Here is a 15,330-nt window from a genome sequence, read left to right as displayed (position 1 = left end):
GAGGGTAAAGCGGCCCTCTCCCTAACCCTCTCCCGCAAGCGTGAGAGGGGACAGTGCGTGCAAGCTTCAGGCCTTGATCGCCAAGCCAAACTCGGCGCTGGCGTCCTGCAGCCACAGCCAGAAGTAATCGGAGAAGCTGCGGCGGATCAGCAGTTCCCAGGTGTCTTCGGCAGTGTGGCGGATCACCAGCTGCGACTTGGCGAAGTGCGTACCCACCGCCTTGCCGGCCGGGAAGTTGCTCGGGTGCACGTCATAGCTGGTGGACTTCATCAGCACTTCGCGCACCTTCGGCCCAGTCAACTCCAGCAGGGTCTGCCCGCCGCTAACGTTGACGATCGAGATGTGCTGGCCCTCCAGCGCCTCGCGCAGCTTCTGCTCGACCGCGAACTCGCTGCCGCTCGGCACAATCAGCAGCCATTCATCGGGGGCCAGCCATTGCAGCGAGGTGTCGCCGGCCGCCACCAGGGTCAGTGCCACCGGCAGTTCCAGGCCCAGGGCCTTGTGTACACCGCCGGCAAACGCCGGGTCCTTGGCGTCGCCACGCAGGGTCAGGTGCCCGAGCAGCTTCTTCTCGCGCACCGTCACCCCGGCTCTGGCCGAGCCTTTACCTGCCAGCTGTTCAAGGCCAGCGTGGAACAGAGGTGATTCGGCATGTGCCGCAGCCGGGCGTTGCTGATAAACGTTGATCAAATTAGACATTCTGGCGATCCCCTTTCGGGTCATAGAACACGGAGCTGACGATTTCGGCTTCGATCAGGCTGCCATCGGCCAGCGGTGCGAACACCCGCTCACCCATGCGTTTGAGGCCGCCCTTGACCACACCCATGGCGAAGGAATAGCCCAGCGCCACGCTCATGTAGCTGGAGGTGACGTGGCCGACCATCTGCATCGGGACGGTCTGTTTCGGGTCGAACACCAGTTGCGCGCCTTCCGGCAGCACCTTGTTGGGGTCGACGGGTTTGAGCCCGATCAGCTGCTTGCGGTCTTCGCGCAGGCTGTCTTCGCGGTTCATGCCGCGCCAGCCGATCCACGAGAACGGTTTGGTTCGCCCTACGCACCAGCCCATGTTGAGGTCGTCTGGGGTGACCGAACCGTCGGTGTCCTGACCGACGATGATGAAGCCCTTCTCAGCACGCAGTTCGTGCATGGTCTCGGTGCCGTAAGGCGTCAGACCGTGCTTCTTACCGGCTTCGATGATCTTTTCCCACACACCCAGGGCGTAGTCGGCCTGCACGTTGACTTCGTAGCTCAGCTCACCGGTGAAAGAGATGCGGAACACCCGCGCAGGCACACCGCCAACCTGGCCTTCCTTCCACGTCATAAACGGGAAGGCGTCCTTGTCCAGGTCGATGTCGGTGACCTCGGCCAGCAGCTTGCGGCTGTTGGGGCCGGACAGGGTCATGGTTGCCCAGTGGTCGGTAACCGAGGTGAAGTACACCTTCAGCTCCGGCCACTCGGTCTGGTGGTAGATTTCCAACCACTCCATCACCCGTGCGGCGCCGCCGGTGGTGGTGGTCATCAGAAAATGGTTGTCGGCCAGGCAGGCGGTCACACCGTCGTCGAAGACCATGCCGTCTTCCTTGCACATCAGACCGTAGCGCGCCTTGCCCACATCCAGTTTGGTCCAGGCGTTGCTGTACACGCGGTTGAGAAACTCGCGGGCATCCGGGCCTTGAATATCGATCTTGCCCAGCGTCGAGGCGTCCAAAATGCCGACTGCGTTACGCACGGCCAGGCACTCGCGGGCTACGGCGGCATGCAGATCTTCACCGGCTTTGGGGAAGTACCACGGGCGCTTCCACTGACCCACGTCCTCGAACTCGGCACCGTTTTGCAGGTGCCAGCTTTGCATCGCGGTGTAACGTTTGGGCTCGAACAGCGCGCCACAGTGACGGCCGGCCACCGCACCGAAGGTCACCGGCGTGTAGTTCGGGCGGAACATAGTGGTGCCCATCTGCGGGATGCTGATGCCCAGCGAACGGGCGGCAATCGCCAGGCCGTTGATATTGCCCAGCTTGCCCTGATCGGTGCCGAAGCCCAGCGCGGTGTAGCGTTTGACGTGCTCGACCGACTCAAAGCCCTCGCGGGTGGCCAACTCGATACCGGCAGCGGTAACGTCATTCTGCAGGTCGACAAACTGTTTGGGCGCACGCGCCGTCGGCTTGTCGTGCGGCACCTGGAACAGCGCCAGGGAAGGTTCTTCCAGACGGACAGCGACCTGCGGCAGGCTGGCGGAAACCGCCTTGAAGCCGGCTTCGGCAGCCGCCGACACACCCGCCTCGAAACCATCGGCCAGGGCATCGCCCAGGCCGAATACGCCATTCACCGCACCGGCGCACAGGCGCTTCTGGAAGCCACCCTCGCCTGGCACAAAGGCCAGAATATCTTCACGCCAGGTCGGCCGGCCGCCCAGGTGCGAAGCCAGGTGCACCACCGGGCTGTAGCCTCCGGAGCTGACGATCAGGTCGCAGTCGAGCACTTCGCCGGGGCTGCTGACCTTATGGCTTTGCACATCGATGGCGCAGATGCGTGCAGCGGTCACCCGCTTGCTGCCGGCGGCTTCCACCACGGCGCTGCCGGTAAGGATGCGCACGCCGCGCTTGCGCGCTTCTTCCACCCAACTGCCGCGCGGGTTGCTGCGTGCATCGGCGACGGCCACCACCTGCAGGCCGGCGTCGAGCCAGTCGAGCACCACGCGGTAGGCGTAATCATTGTTGGTCGACAGCACCAGCTGCTTGCCCGGGGCCACACCATAACGGCGCACGTAGGTGGACACCGCATCGGCGAGCATATTGCCCGGCACGTCGTTGTTGGCGTACACCAGCGGCCGCTCGTGGGCACCGGTGGCCAGCACCACACGCGTGGCACGCACGCGGTGCATGCGCTGACGAACCATACCGAGTGGCGCAATTTCACCAAGGTGATCGGTCAGGCGCTGGTGAATGGTGAGGAAGTTGTGGTCGTGGTAACCGTTGACCGTGGAACGCGGCAGCAGAGTCACTTCAGGCATGCCAGACAGCTCGGTAATCACCTGCGCGGCCCAGTCGGCGGCCGGTTTGCCGTCGAGGGTTTCGCGAGTGCTGAGCAGGCTGCCGCCGAACTCTTCCTGCTCATCGGCCAGGATTACCCGTGCACCGCTGCGCGCAGCCGCCAGCGCTGCCGCCAGGCCCGCCGGGCCGGCACCGACCACCAGCACGTCGCAGTGCTGGTTCATGTAGTCGTAGCTGTCCGGGTCCACGGCGGTTGGCGCACGGCCAAGACCTGCGGCCTTACGGATGTATTTCTCGTAGGTCAGCCAGAGGTTCTGCGGGTACATAAAGGTTTTGTAGTAGAACCCCGGCGGCATCATCTTGCCGCCGACCTTGCCGAGAATGCCCATCAGGTCGGTGTTCACACTCGGCCAGCCGTTGGTGCTGCTGGCGACCAGACCGGCATACAGCGCCTGCTGGGTGGCGCGCACGTTGGGGATCTGCGCCGCTTCGGTGCTGCCAATCTGCAGCACGGCGTTCGGCTCTTCGGCGCCAGCAGCAACGATGCCGCGCGGCCGCGAGTACTTGAAGCTGCGCCCGACGATATCCACGCCATTGGCCAGCAAGGCGGCAGCCAGGGTGTCACCGGCAAAGCCTTGATAGCTCTGCCCGTTGAAGCTGAATGTCAAAGGCTGGCTGCGGTCAACGCGGCCGCCGCTGGCAAGACGATTGACCTGGCTCATGCCGTTACTCCTTGGTCGCTGGCCTTTTTCTCGGCGGTGCCAGCAGCAGTAACGCTGGGCTTCTCGCCGATCTTGTAGGTTTCGAGAATTTCGTAGGTCACCGTGTGACGGGTGGCGTTGAAGTACTTGCGGCAACCAGCCGAATGCACCCACAGCTCGTGGTGGATGCCGCGCGGGTTATCGCGGAAGAACAGGTATTCACCCCACTCGGCATCGGTGCAGGCAGTCGGGTCCAGCGGGCGCGGAATATGCGCCTGGCCCTTGGCGTGGAACTCCTCTTCGGAGCGCAGTTCGCCGCAGTGAGGGCAGAAGATATGCAACATGGGTAAGCCCTCTTAGTGAGCCACGGCAGCAGCGCCGTGCTCGTCGATCAGTGCGCCGGTGTGGAAACGGTCCATGGAGAACGGCTTGGCCAGCGGGTGCATTTCGCCCTTGGCCAGGCTGGCCGCGAACACGTGACCCGAACCCGGCGTGGCCTTGAAGCCGCCGGTGCCCCACCCGCAGTTGAAGAACAGATTGGGCACCGGGGTCTTGGAAATGATCGGGCAGGCGTCCGGCGAGGTGTCGACGATGCCGCCCCACTGACGGTTCATGCGTACCCGCGAGAGCACCGGGAACATCTCAACGATGGCCTGCAGGGTGTGTTCGATGGTGCCGTAAGAGCCGCGCTGACCGTAGCCGTTGTAGCCGTCGATACCGGCACCAATGACCAGGTCGCCCTTGTCGGACTGACTGATGTAACCGTGCACGGCGTTGGACATGATCACGCTGTCGATGACCGGTTTGATCGGCTCGGATACCAGCGCCTGCAGCGGGTGGGATTCCAGCGGCAGACGGAAACCCGCGAGGCCGGCCATGTGCCCGGAGTTACCCGCAGTGACTACACCGACGCGCTTGCCGCCAATAAAGCCCTTGTTGGTTTCCACACCGATGCACACGCCGTTTTCCTTGCGGAAGCCGATCACCTCGGTCTGCTGGATCAGGTCCACGCCCGAGGCATCGGCAGCACGGGCATAGCCCCAGGCCACGGCGTCGTGACGGGCCACGCCACCACGGCGCTGCACGGTGGAGCCCAGCACCGGGTAACGGGTGTTCTTGCTGCAATCGAGGTACGGAATCTCTGCGGCCACCTGCTTGGCATCCAGCAGTTCGCCGTCCACCCCGTTGAGGCGGTTGGCGCTGACGCGGCGCTCGGAGTCACGCATGTCCTGCAGGGTGTGACAGAGGTTGTAGACGCCGCGCTGGCTGAACATGACGTTGTAGTTGAGGTCCTGGGACAGGCCTTCCCACAGTTTCATCGCGTGCTCGTAGAGGTGCGCCGACTCATCCCAGAGGTAGTTGGAGCGTACGATGGTGGTGTTGCGTGCGGTGTTACCGCCGCCCAGCCAGCCCTTCTCGATCACCGCGACGTTCTTCACGCCAAACTCTTTCGCCAGGTAATAGGCCGTGGCCAGACCGTGACCGCCACCGCCGACGATGATCACGTCGTACACCGGCTTGGGCGTTGGGTTACGCCACATGCGCTGCCAGTTTTCGTGGTGGCTGAACGCGTGCTTGAACAGGCCGAAGCCGGAATAACGTTGCATAAAGGTGCTCCCTAAATTGAAGCCTGGGATGAATCATCGAGCGGGATGAAGTGCAAGGCGGCCGGAGCGCGGCAAGCAAGACATACCTGTAGGTAGGCGCAGCTTGCGAGCACCGGGCAACGCAGCAATTCGCCCGCGCAGATATTCATCAACGGTAGACCGGGTAATCGGCACACAGACCTGCTGCCAAGGTCGCCACCTGCGCTTCCACATCGGCATCGCCGAGGTGGTCGAGGATGTTGCAGATCCAACCGGCCAGCTCGATGCTCTGCGCCTCTTTGAGGCCGCGCGTGGTGATCGCTGGCGTACCGATACGCAGGCCCGAGGTGACAAATGGCGATTGCGGGTCGTTCGGCACGGCGTTCTTGTTAACCGTGATGCCGGCACGCCCCAAGGCAGCATCGGCGTCTTTACCGGTCAGGCCCTGACGGATCAGGCTGACCAGGAACAGGTGGTTGTCGGTGCCGCCGGAGACCACGTCATAGCCGCGCTCGATAAACACCTTGGCCATGGCCTGGGCATTTTTGATCACCTGCGCTTGGTATTCCTTGAAGCCAGGCTCCATGGCTTCCTTGAAGCACACAGCCTTGGCCGCAATCACATGCATCAGTGGGCCGCCCTGGGCACCGGGGAAGACCGCCGAATTGAGTTTCTTCTCGATATCAGGATTAGCCTTGGCCAGGATCAAGCCACCACGCGGACCGCGCAGAGTCTTGTGGGTGGTGGTAGTGACCACATCGGCAAAGGGAATCGGGTTGGGGTACAGGCCTGCGGCGACCAGGCCGGCGACGTGGGCCATGTCGACAAACAGCAGCGCCCCGACCTTGTCGGCGATGGCGCGGAAACGCGGGAAATCCAGGGTTTTCGAATAGGCCGAGAAACCGGCGACGATCATCTTCGGCTGGCATTCAACGGCCAGGCGCTCGACTTCGTCGTAATCGATCAGTCCAGTGGCAGTGTCGATGCCGTACTGCACGGCGTTGTACAGCTTGCCCGAGGACGACACCTTGGCGCCGTGGGTCAGGTGGCCGCCGTGGGCCAGGCTCATGCCGAGGATGGTATCGCCGGCATTGATCAGCGCCAGGTACACCGCGCTGTTGGCGGACGAACCGGAGTGCGGCTGCACGTTGGCGTAATCGGCGCCGAACAGTTTCTTGGCACGGTCGATGGCCAGCTGCTCGACCACGTCTACATGCTCGCAACCGCCGTAGTAACGCTTGCCCGGATAGCCTTCGGCGTACTTGTTGGTCAGGCCGCTGCCCTGCGCTTCCATAACCCGCTGGCTGGTGTAGTTTTCCGAGGCGATCAGCTCGATATGGTGCTCCTGACGGCGCTCCTCGGCGTTTATGGCGCTGAGCAATTCATCGTCGTAGCCTTGAATCTGGTCGTTCTTGCTGAACATCACTGATCTCCTGCGGCACCGGGGTGTGGCGCATCTGTGTCGTAAGCGGGCTGAGCCCTTGTGAGCCGATGGTATGACTGGCCCTGATCGGTCAGATGCCTAGGCACGCCACGGGGGATTGCGTTTGCGACATGCACGCGTCGCAATTGCGCAGGCCTTATAGGCGACAGCGCGCTGCGGCTTCGCCTGTATGGCAGAGGATGTCGCCCCCGTATCTGCACGCAGGCGTGACCGCGGATACAGTAGAAGCATCCCAAACGGCTTAGCGTTAGCGCCCACAAGGAAGCTCCCATGCCCGATCTCTCGCAACAATTCGCCAGCGACAACTACTCCGGCATCTGCCCGGAAGCCTGGGCAGCCATGGCCGAAGCCAACCAAGGCCACCAGCGCGCCTATGGCGACGACGAATGGACCGCACGCGCCGCCGACCATTTCCGCCGCCTGTTTGAAACCGACTGCGAAGTGTTCTTCGCCTTCAACGGCACGGCGGCCAACTCCCTGGCCCTGGCGTCGTTGTGCCAGAGCTACCACAGCGTGATCTGCTCGGAGACCGCCCACGTCGAAACCGACGAATGCGGCGCGCCGGAGTTCTTCTCCAACGGCTCCAAGCTGCTGCTGGCCAAGACCGAAAACGGCAAACTGACGCCCGAGGCGATCCGCGAGATCGCCCTCAAACGCCAGGACATCCATTACCCCAAGCCACGGGTGGTGACCCTGACTCAGGCCACGGAAGTAGGCACCGTTTACAGCCCAGATGAGGTGCGGGCGATCAGCGCGGTGTGCCGCGAACTGGGCCTGCACCTGCACATGGACGGCGCGCGCTTCTCCAATGCCTGCGCCTTTCTCGGCTGCAGCCCGGCCGACCTGACCTGGAAGGCCGGCGTCGATGTGCTGTGTTTTGGCGGCACCAAAAACGGCATGGCCGTGGGTGAGGCCATTCTGTTCTTCAATAAAGATTTGGCCGAAGACTTCGACTACCGCTGCAAGCAAGCCGGTCAGCTGGCCTCGAAGATGCGCTACCTGTCCGCACCCTGGGTCGGCATCCTGCAGAACGATGCCTGGCTGAAATACGCCCAGCACGCCAACCGCTGCGCGCAGCTGCTCGCCGAGTTGGTCAGCGATATTCCGGGGGTCAGCCTGATGTTCCCGGTGCAGGCCAACGGCGTGTTTTTGCAGATGTCGGAACCGGCGCTGGAAATCCTGCGCGGCCTGGGCTGGCGCTTCTACACCTTTATCGGGGCTGGCGGCGCACGCTTTATGTGCTCCTGGGACACCGACGAAGCGCGGGTGCGCCAGCTGGCAGGGGATATTCGCCAGGCGATGACGGCCAGCTAAGCAAGACGCTCACGATGCGGGCTGATGCAGGCGGCCACTGACGCCTGCATCAGCCCCAACCATCAGGAAGGACGGGGAACCAGCGCCGGCAGCAAGGTGCGCGAGATCGCCTCGCGCACATTCGGCAACAGCGTCGCGCTGCCACCGAGCAACTCCTCCACCAGACGCCGCAGGGCCAGCGCGCGCTCCGGGCTCAGGCCGCTGACGGCATGTTCGCACGCCTGCTCGGCAGTGACCCCGGGTGGAATCGACAACCCTAGCGCCACCAGGCGTTCGCGTAGGTCCTCCTGATCAATCAGGTCGGCGTGCATCATGCTCAATTCCTCCAATGGTGGCGTGCTAGCGCAGCACGCCCTCTTCCAATAGCAACTTGAAGATAGCCTCCGCGCCCGCTTGCGGCGAGACATCCTTGAGCACCTGTCCGCCACCGCCGGATGCCTTGGCCGTAGCCGCCTTCATACGCTCCGCGCCGGTCTTGGCCTTGATCACCTTAAGGCGCTTGGGCCGGGGCTTGGCCGGTTGCAGCTGGGCGCTGGCAAACAGTGGATCGGCAACCAACTCCACCTCTTCGCCCGTCAGCAGGCCACGGCGTGCCGGGCCGAAGGCGCTTTGCCGGGCGGTAGGCGCGGCGTTATCCACGCTGGCGACAAACGGCAGACGCACCTGCAAGCGCCGGCGCTGTCCGCGCGGCAAGGCTTGCAGCACCTGCGCCACACCATTGCTGACCTGCTCCACCGCCGCCAGCCCGACCACCAGTGGCCAGCCGAGCTGTTCCGCCAGCAGGTAAGGCAGCATGCCCGAGCCTTCGCCGGTTTCCGCCTGGCTGCCGGTCAACACCAGCTGCGCGCTGGAGTCGGCCAGGTACTCGGCCAGCACCGGCAGCGCATCGCTGTGCGCCGGTTGTTCGAGAATCTTGATCTGCTCAAGGCCCATTCCCAGGTAAGCACGCAGCGCCTCCTGCTGCGGGTCTCCGGCATGCAGCACCTGCAAACGCTCACCGGCCAGACGCAAACCCAGCTCGACCGCGCGGGCATCCTGCTCGGCGCGACGTGGGCGCCCGGAGGTGGGGTGAGCGCCTACGGAAACCAGCGTAACTACCTGCAAATCAGTCATGGAGCAGCTCCATAGGGTGGAAGACGCTGTGCTCTTCCACCATCGCAGTGTGGTGGTTACTGGTGGATGGGTGAAGCGTCATCCACCCTACAGTTTGCTTAGGCAGCATCACGTTCTGCTCCCTGCCGATGGGCGGCGACCCGCTCGATCAGCGCTTGCAAGATCGCAGCGGACTCACCGATTACCGAAAGATCAGCGCGTTTGATCATGTCGCAGGTCGGGTCGAGGTTGATCGCCACCACTTTGTCGCAGGCACCGATGCCTTGCAGATGCTGGATCGCCCCGGAAATCCCCACGGCCACGTAAACCCGCGCCGTGACCCAGATGCCGGACGCGCCGACCTGGCGTTCGCGGCCCATAAAGCCATCGTCCACTGCCACCCGTGAGGCGCCTTCGGTGGCGCCCAGCGCCGCAGCGGCCTGATGGAACAGCGTCCAATCCTTCACGCCGTTGCCGCCGGAGAGAATAAATTCGGCCTCGGCCATGGGGATCTGCGCCGGGTCGACTGCCACCGCGCCCAAATCCTGAATCCGTGGCAAATGGCTGACCAGTGCTTCACTCAGCGCCAGCGGCCGTACTTCGTGACGGGTTTCGCTGACCGGTTCGGCGCATTCCACCGCCGCCAGAATCAGGCGTGGCGCTTGTTGCACCAGGTCTTCCCGACCGGCACCCGCACGCCCGCTGGCCATGCCATCGGCCACCTGCCAAACCCGCGTGGCCGGGCGTTCACCCAGTTTGGCGGCCAGACGCCGGCCCAGTTCTCCACCACCGCTGCGGCTGTCGGGCAGCAACCAGTGGCGCGGCGAAAGTTGCCGTTCTACTGCGCCGAGGGCCAGCACTCGCGCTTCCGGGGCGTAGCCGTCGAAACCCTCGCCATCGAACTGCAGCAGACGATCCACGCCGTTGCTATCGAAGGCGCTTTCCTTGTGCTCGCCAAAGATCACCGCGACCACCGCACCGTCGCTGCCGGCCAGCTTGTGCGCCAGGCCGAGCAGGTCCTTGTCATGGGCGCTCAGGCGGCCGCCGACCATATCCGGCACCACAGCGATATAGAACGCCGGTTGCTCGATAGCGCGTAGCGGCAACTGCACCACGGCACTGGCCGTCGAACGCTTGGCCGTGCCGCCTTGCTGCGCGCCAGAGCGATCGATACGTTTAAGACCATTGGGGCCGATAAAACCCACTGCATGGGGATTCTTGCGTAGCACCCCGGCGGCGCTGAGCCAGCTAGCGACGGCCGGTTGCGCGGCGGCATGCAGCGGATGCAGGCGGTTACGGGCGATCCATTCGGCCCGTGGATCACGGCGGATCAGGTCGCTCATGGGCTTACCTCGGCTGCTTCACGCGGGACGGATGCAGGCTTCTTCACCTCGACCACGCCCTCGATCAATACATCGGCCACCAGCTCGGCAATATCCTTGACCTCCGGACGCGGACCGACCACGCCTTCGAGCATCGCGGTGCACTGCGGGCAACCCACGGCGACCAGCTCGGCGGCCGTTTCCTTGATATCAACCATGCGCATATCAGGGATACGCTGCTTGCCGGGGATATCGGTGATCGGCGCACCGCCGCCACCGCCGCAGCAACGGGAGCGGAAACCCGAGCGCTGCATCTCTTTCACTTCAATGCCGATGGCATTCAGGACATTACGCGGCGCTTCATACTCGCCGTTGTAGCGGCCCAGGTAGCAGGGGTCGTGGTAGGTGACCGAGCCGCCTTTGTGGGTGCCAAGGTTGAGTTTCTGGCCAGTGATCAGCTCATCCATATAGGTGCTGTGGTGCAGCACCGAATAGCGACCGCCCAGCTCGCCGTATTCGTTTTTCAGCACATGAAAGCTGTGCGGGTCGCAGGTGACGATGCGCTTGAATTTGTACTTGGCCAAGGTGGCGATATTGCGTTTGGCCAGCAGCTGAAAGGTCGCTTCATCACCCAGACGCCGGGCCACGTCGCCGCTGTCGCGTTCTTCCAGGCCGAGCACAGCGAAGTCGACCTTGGCGGCTTTCAGCACTTTGACAAAGGCGCGCAGGGTGCGCTGGTTGCGCATATCGAAGGCACCGTCGCCGACCCAGAACAACACATCGACGTTCTGCTTATCGCCCATCAACGGCAGGTTCAAATCCGCCGCCCAGTTCAACCGGCCACCCGGTGCGAAACCGCCGGGGTTGTCGGTGGCGATCAGGTTATCCAGCACCTCGGCGCCCTTGTTCGGCGTCGCGCCTTTCTCCAGCGTGAGATGGCGGCGCATATCGACGATGGCGTCGACGTGCTCGATCATCATCGGGCATTCCTCGACGCAGGCGCGACAAGTAGTGCACGACCACAGCGTCTCGGCATCGACCAGCGCCTTGCCATTCAGATTAACGATCGGCAGGTGTGGGCCGCCACCGTGTTCGCCCACTGGTTTTCCTGGGTAAGGCGAACCAGCAAACTTGGCATCGGTACCGCCGGCCAGACCGACCACCATGTCCTGAATCAGCTTTTTCGGGTTGAGCGGCTGTCCGGCGGCGAAGGCCGGGCAGGCCGCCTCGCACTTACCGCACTGCACGCAGGCATCGAAGCCGAGCAGCTGGTTCCAGGTGAAGTCCGTGGGTTTTTCCACGCCCAGCGGGGTTTTCGGATCATTCAGATTCAGGGCTTTGAGGCCGGTCGAGCGACCACCGCCAAAGCGTTCACTGCGGCGGTGCCAGGCCAGGTGCAGGGCGCCGGCGAAGGCGTGCTTCATCGGCCCACCCCAGGTCATGCCGAAGAATAGCTCGGACACACCCCAGGCCACGCCGACGGTCAGCAGCAGTGCCAGCACCCAGCCGCCAAAGTCTGCAGGCAGAATCCCGGCCACCGGCAAGGTGGCGATAAAGAAGCTGCCGGCAAACATCAGCAGGCTTTTCGGCAGACGCATCCACGGGCCTTTCGACAAACGCGATGGCGGGTCGAGGCGGCGTTTGGCGACAAACAGTGCGCCGACAAACATCAACGCCGTCGCCGCCAGCAGGGCGAAGCCGAGGATGCGACTCTGCAGGCCAAACCCGTGCACCAGAATCGCCAGCATCGCGGCCAGGACAAAGCCGCCCGCCGTAGCCACGTGGGTGTTGGCGATGTATTTATCGCGGGCCACCACATGGTGCAGGTCGACCATATAACGGCGTGGCATGGCCAGCAGCCCGCCCAGCCAATCGACCTGAGCCGGACGGCCACGGCGCCACATCAAAAAGCGCTTCACCGCGCCAATAACCGCAAGGGCCAGGGCAGCGAAGAGCAGGATGGGGAGTAGGGTGTTCAACATGTGAGGCTCCCACCGCCAATGTCAGGGGATGATGCATTTCAGTCCCCTCTCCCCTCCGGGGAGAGGGTTAGGGTGAGGGGCTGGCCTGTGAGACCGCTCCCCTCACCCCAGCCCTCTCCCCAAGAGGGAGAGGGAGCTAGACCGGGTCAAACCATCGATGTTGTGCTGGACTCAGAAATCCTTGCACAACCGCAGCGCGTCATAGATCGCTGCATGGGTGTTGCGCTGGGCTACGCAGTCGCCGATGCGGAACAGCAGATAGCCGTCACCCTTCTCAGCTAAACAAGGTTGCGGCTTGATCGCGAACAGCGCTTCCACATCGGTCTGGCCCTTGTTGCGTGAGCCATCCTTGAGCGCGTAGTACAGGCGCTCATCTGGACGCACGCCGTTTTCCACCACCACTTGGTCGACCACCCGCTCCTCTTTCGCCCCGGTGTATTCGTTCTCCAGCACCGCCACCAGCTTGTCGCCTTCGCGGTAGACCTTCTCCAGCATCATGTCGCCGGTCATGATCACTTCTTTCGGGTACATGCTGCGGTAGTAAGTCGGGAACGTGGTGCCGCCCATGGCTACGCCCGGCTTGATGTCGTCGGTGACGATCTCGACCTTGGCGCCCTTCTCGGCGATAAAGTCGGCCACCGACATGCCGCCGAATTCGCAAATGGTGTCGTACACCAGCACGTTATTGCCCGGTGCAACGGTGCCATCGAGGACGTCCCAGCTGCTCACAACCAGGCCTTCGGCGGCGCCCCAATGTTCGTTTTGCTCGATAAACGGGTGACCGCCGTTGGCCAGCACGACGATGTCTGGGCGCAGGTCGAGGATGCTCGCTTCATCAGCACCAGTACCCAGGCGCAGGTCGATATTCAGGCGGGCCAACTCCAGCTGGAACCAACGGGTAATGCCGGCCATCTGGTCGCGCTGCGGTGCCTTGGCGGCTAAAGTGATTTGCCCGCCGAGGCTGTCTTTCTTCTCGAACAGGGTCACATCGTGGCCACGCTCGGCAGCCACGCGCGCCGCTTCCATCCCGGCCGGGCCACCGCCAACAATCACCACCTTGCGCTTCGGTCCGCTGGTTTTCTCGATGATATGCGGCAGGCCCATGTATTCGCGGCTGGTCGCGGCGTTCTGGATGCACAGCACATCCAGACCTTGATACTGGCGGTCGATGCAATAGTTGGCACCGACGCACTGCTTGATCTGGTCGACCTGGCCCATCTTGATCTTGGCGATCAGGTGCGGGTCAGCGATGTGCGCGCGGGTCATGCCGACCATGTCGACGTAGCCGCCTTCGAGGATGCGCGTGGCTTGGTTCGGGTCTTTGATGTTCTGCGCGTGCAGCACCGGCACCTTGACCACTTCCTTGATCCCGGCGGCCAGGTGCAGAAACGGCTCCGGCGGGTAACTCATGTTGGGGATAACGTTGGCCAGGGTGTTGTGGGTGTCGGCACCAGAGCCAACCACGCCGATAAAGTCGATCAGGCCGGTGGCATCGTAATAGGCGGCGATCTGCTTCATGTCCTCGTGGGACAGGCCGTCCGGGTGGAACTCGTCACCGGAGATACGCAGGCCCACGCAGAAATCGGGACCGACCTCGGCGCGCACCGCTTTGATCACTTCCAGGCCGAACTTCATCCGGCCCTCAAAGGTGCCACCCCATTCGTCAGTGCGCTTGTTCACCCGTGGCGACCAGAATTGGTCGATCATGTGCTGGTGCACGGCCGACAGCTCTACGCCGTCCAGGCCGCCGGCTTTGGCCCGAGCCGCTGCCTTGGCGAAGTCACCGATGACGCGCCACATTTCCTCCGGCTCGATGGTCTTGCAGGTGGCACGGTGTACCGGTTCGCGGATACCGGACGGCGACATCAGGGTTGGCCAGTCGAAACCATCCCAGCGCGAGCGACGGCCCATGTGGGTAATCTGGATCATGATCTTGGCGCCATGCTTGTGCATGGCATCCGCCAGATTCTGGAAGTGCGGAATGATCCGGTCAGTCGACAGGTTCACCGAGCTCCACCAGCCGTGCGGGCTGTCGATGGAGACCACCGAGGAGCCACCGCAGATCGCCAGGCCGACGCCACCCTTGGCCTTCTCTTCGTAATACTTAACGTAACGCTCAGTGGTCATGCCGCCGTCGGTGGCCATGACCTCGGCGTGCGCGGTGGACACGATGCGGTTACGAATAGTCAGCTTGCCGATCTGGATCGGCTGGAACATTGCTTCGAAAGCCATGACTCGATCCTCGACTTAGCGTGGCTTGACGATAAACAGGCCATCGTCGTGGCCCTCTTCGGAACCGCCATAGACCTGCTCGGCCACGGTGCGCAGTGTGCTGCCCTGGGCCTGGAGAATCTGATCCATGGCGCCGGCAAACCAGCCGGTGAACATGTAGTCGACCTTGCGCCCGCATTTGCCGTAGACGTAGACGAAGGCCGAGTGCTTGAGCTTCACCGAGGCGGTGCCGGCGGCCAAATCGATGGCTTCAATCTCGAACAGCCCCCAGCCGCGTTGCGACAGGCGCTTCATGTAGTGCTCGAACACCGCCACGCCAGACAGGCCATGGCACTCGGCCTCTTTCTCGCACCAGTGCCAGGCAGACTTGTAGCCGGCCTTGTAGAGGATCTCTGCATAGGCCTCAGCGCCCAGTACCTCTTCGATACCAATGTGGTTGTTAACGAAGAAATGCCGCGGCACATAGAGCATCGGTAGCGCGTCAGTGGTCCAGACGCCGGTTTCGTCGTCGACCTGGATAGGCATTTCGGGTGCGTGGGTGGCCATGTGTTCAGTGCTCCAGAATTCGTTGTCTTGCGTATTTGAAAAGTGCCGATGAATGCCTGTGGAGCCGTAGCGAGCGCGCCGAGAGCAAGGAGACCCGCAGCGACAAGCGAGAGCAGTACGC

At 63.2% G+C, this 15,330-nt stretch carries 12 protein-coding genes; 1 reads left to right on the top strand and 11 read right to left on the bottom strand.

Annotated elements, in window-relative coordinates:
- Window positions 1–66: 66 nt before the first annotated feature.
- The 5 genes from BLO50_RS16720 to glyA all read right to left on the bottom strand — a co-directional run bounded on the left by BLO50_RS16720 (window position 67) and on the right by glyA (window position 6,700).
- On the bottom strand, window positions 67–699 hold the full coding sequence (locus tag BLO50_RS16720) for a sarcosine oxidase subunit gamma (RefSeq protein ID WP_090254988.1): 633 nt from the start codon (window positions 697–699) through the stop codon (window positions 67–69).
- Window positions 692–3,712 (bottom strand): sarcosine oxidase subunit alpha, encoded by a 3,021-nt coding sequence (locus tag BLO50_RS16715; RefSeq protein WP_090254986.1) that lies wholly within the window; start codon window positions 3,710–3,712, stop codon window positions 692–694. Before BLO50_RS16715 ends, BLO50_RS16720 begins: the two co-directional genes overlap by 8 nt.
- Window positions 3,709–4,035, bottom strand: coding sequence for a sarcosine oxidase subunit delta (locus BLO50_RS16710; protein WP_090254984.1), 327 nt, complete (start codon window positions 4,033–4,035; stop codon window positions 3,709–3,711). The genes BLO50_RS16715 and BLO50_RS16710 overlap by 4 nt, the downstream gene beginning before the upstream one ends.
- Before the next feature lie 12 nt (window positions 4,036–4,047).
- The gene (locus tag BLO50_RS16705) at window positions 4,048–5,298 is read right to left on the bottom strand and encodes a sarcosine oxidase subunit beta family protein (RefSeq protein WP_090254982.1); all 1,251 of its coding nucleotides are present in this window, start codon (window positions 5,296–5,298) and stop codon (window positions 4,048–4,050) included.
- 148 nt (window positions 5,299–5,446) lie between these two features.
- Window positions 5,447–6,700 carry a serine hydroxymethyltransferase gene (gene glyA / locus BLO50_RS16700; RefSeq protein ID WP_090254980.1) on the bottom strand — a complete coding sequence of 418 codons (1,254 nt, stop codon included), beginning with the start codon at window positions 6,698–6,700 and terminating at the stop codon, window positions 5,447–5,449.
- Between the two features lie 291 nt (window positions 6,701–6,991).
- On the opposite strand from glyA, the gene BLO50_RS16695 reads away from it, so the two are divergent.
- The gene (locus BLO50_RS16695; RefSeq protein WP_090254978.1) at window positions 6,992–8,035 is read left to right on the top strand and encodes a threonine aldolase family protein; all 1,044 of its coding nucleotides are present in this window, start codon (window positions 6,992–6,994) and stop codon (window positions 8,033–8,035) included.
- 62 nt (window positions 8,036–8,097) lie between these two features.
- On the opposite strand, the gene BLO50_RS16690 is transcribed toward BLO50_RS16695, so the two are convergent.
- The 6 genes from BLO50_RS16690 to BLO50_RS16665 form a co-directional block, all read right to left on the bottom strand.
- Window positions 8,098–8,349 (bottom strand): hypothetical protein, encoded by a 252-nt coding sequence (locus BLO50_RS16690; protein WP_090254976.1) that lies wholly within the window; start codon window positions 8,347–8,349, stop codon window positions 8,098–8,100.
- A 25-nt stretch (window positions 8,350–8,374) separates the two neighbouring features.
- Window positions 8,375–9,148 (bottom strand): electron transfer flavoprotein subunit beta, encoded by a 774-nt coding sequence (gene etfB / locus BLO50_RS16685; RefSeq protein WP_090254973.1) that lies wholly within the window; start codon window positions 9,146–9,148, stop codon window positions 8,375–8,377.
- A 98-nt stretch (window positions 9,149–9,246) separates the two neighbouring features.
- Entirely contained in the window at window positions 9,247–10,470 is a 1,224-nt protein-coding gene (gene etfA, locus BLO50_RS16680) for an electron transfer flavoprotein subunit alpha (protein ID WP_090254971.1), read from the bottom strand.
- Window positions 10,467–12,431, bottom strand: coding sequence for a dimethylglycine demethylation protein DgcB (dgcB, locus tag BLO50_RS16675; RefSeq protein ID WP_090254969.1), 1,965 nt, complete (start codon window positions 12,429–12,431; stop codon window positions 10,467–10,469). The genes etfA and dgcB overlap by 4 nt, the downstream gene beginning before the upstream one ends.
- 171 nt (window positions 12,432–12,602) lie before the next feature.
- A complete protein-coding gene (gene dgcA, locus BLO50_RS16670) occupies window positions 12,603–14,663 on the bottom strand; it encodes a dimethylglycine demethylation protein DgcA (protein WP_090254968.1) in 2,061 nt (686 codons plus the stop codon).
- Window positions 14,664–14,678: 15 nt separating this feature from the next.
- The gene (locus tag BLO50_RS16665) at window positions 14,679–15,209 is read right to left on the bottom strand and encodes a DUF5943 domain-containing protein (RefSeq protein WP_090254966.1); all 531 of its coding nucleotides are present in this window, start codon (window positions 15,207–15,209) and stop codon (window positions 14,679–14,681) included.
- Window positions 15,210–15,330: the final 121 nt, after the last annotated feature.

It is taken from the genome of Pseudomonas peli, from assembly GCF_900099645.1.
GTDB lineage: Bacteria > Pseudomonadota > Gammaproteobacteria > Pseudomonadales > Pseudomonadaceae > Aquipseudomonas > Aquipseudomonas peli.
This window is presented reverse-complemented; position numbering and strand designations above follow the sequence as displayed.

Coding starts and splice junctions, on each gene's coding strand:
- etfA (WP_090254971.1), bottom strand. CDS start 10,470: ATGAGCGACCTGATCCGCCGTGATCCACGGGCCGAATGGATCGCCCGT.
- BLO50_RS16705 (WP_090254982.1), bottom strand. CDS start 5,298: ATGCAACGTTATTCCGGCTTCGGCCTGTTCAAGCACGCGTTCAGCCAC.
- BLO50_RS16720 (WP_090254988.1), bottom strand. CDS start 699: ATGTCTAATTTGATCAACGTTTATCAGCAACGCCCGGCTGCGGCACAT.
- BLO50_RS16695 (WP_090254978.1), top strand. CDS start 6,992: ATGCCCGATCTCTCGCAACAATTCGCCAGCGACAACTACTCCGGCATC.
- glyA (WP_090254980.1), bottom strand. CDS start 6,700: ATGTTCAGCAAGAACGACCAGATTCAAGGCTACGACGATGAATTGCTC.
- etfB (WP_090254973.1), bottom strand. CDS start 9,148: ATGACTGATTTGCAGGTAGTTACGCTGGTTTCCGTAGGCGCTCACCCC.
- BLO50_RS16710 (WP_090254984.1), bottom strand. CDS start 4,035: ATGTTGCATATCTTCTGCCCTCACTGCGGCGAACTGCGCTCCGAAGAG.
- BLO50_RS16715 (WP_090254986.1), bottom strand. CDS start 3,712: ATGAGCCAGGTCAATCGTCTTGCCAGCGGCGGCCGCGTTGACCGCAGC.
- dgcA (WP_090254968.1), bottom strand. CDS start 14,663: ATGGCTTTCGAAGCAATGTTCCAGCCGATCCAGATCGGCAAGCTGACT.
- BLO50_RS16665 (WP_090254966.1), bottom strand. CDS start 15,209: ATGGCCACCCACGCACCCGAAATGCCTATCCAGGTCGACGACGAAACC.
- BLO50_RS16690 (WP_090254976.1), bottom strand. CDS start 8,349: ATGATGCACGCCGACCTGATTGATCAGGAGGACCTACGCGAACGCCTG.
- dgcB (WP_090254969.1), bottom strand. CDS start 12,431: ATGTTGAACACCCTACTCCCCATCCTGCTCTTCGCTGCCCTGGCCCTT.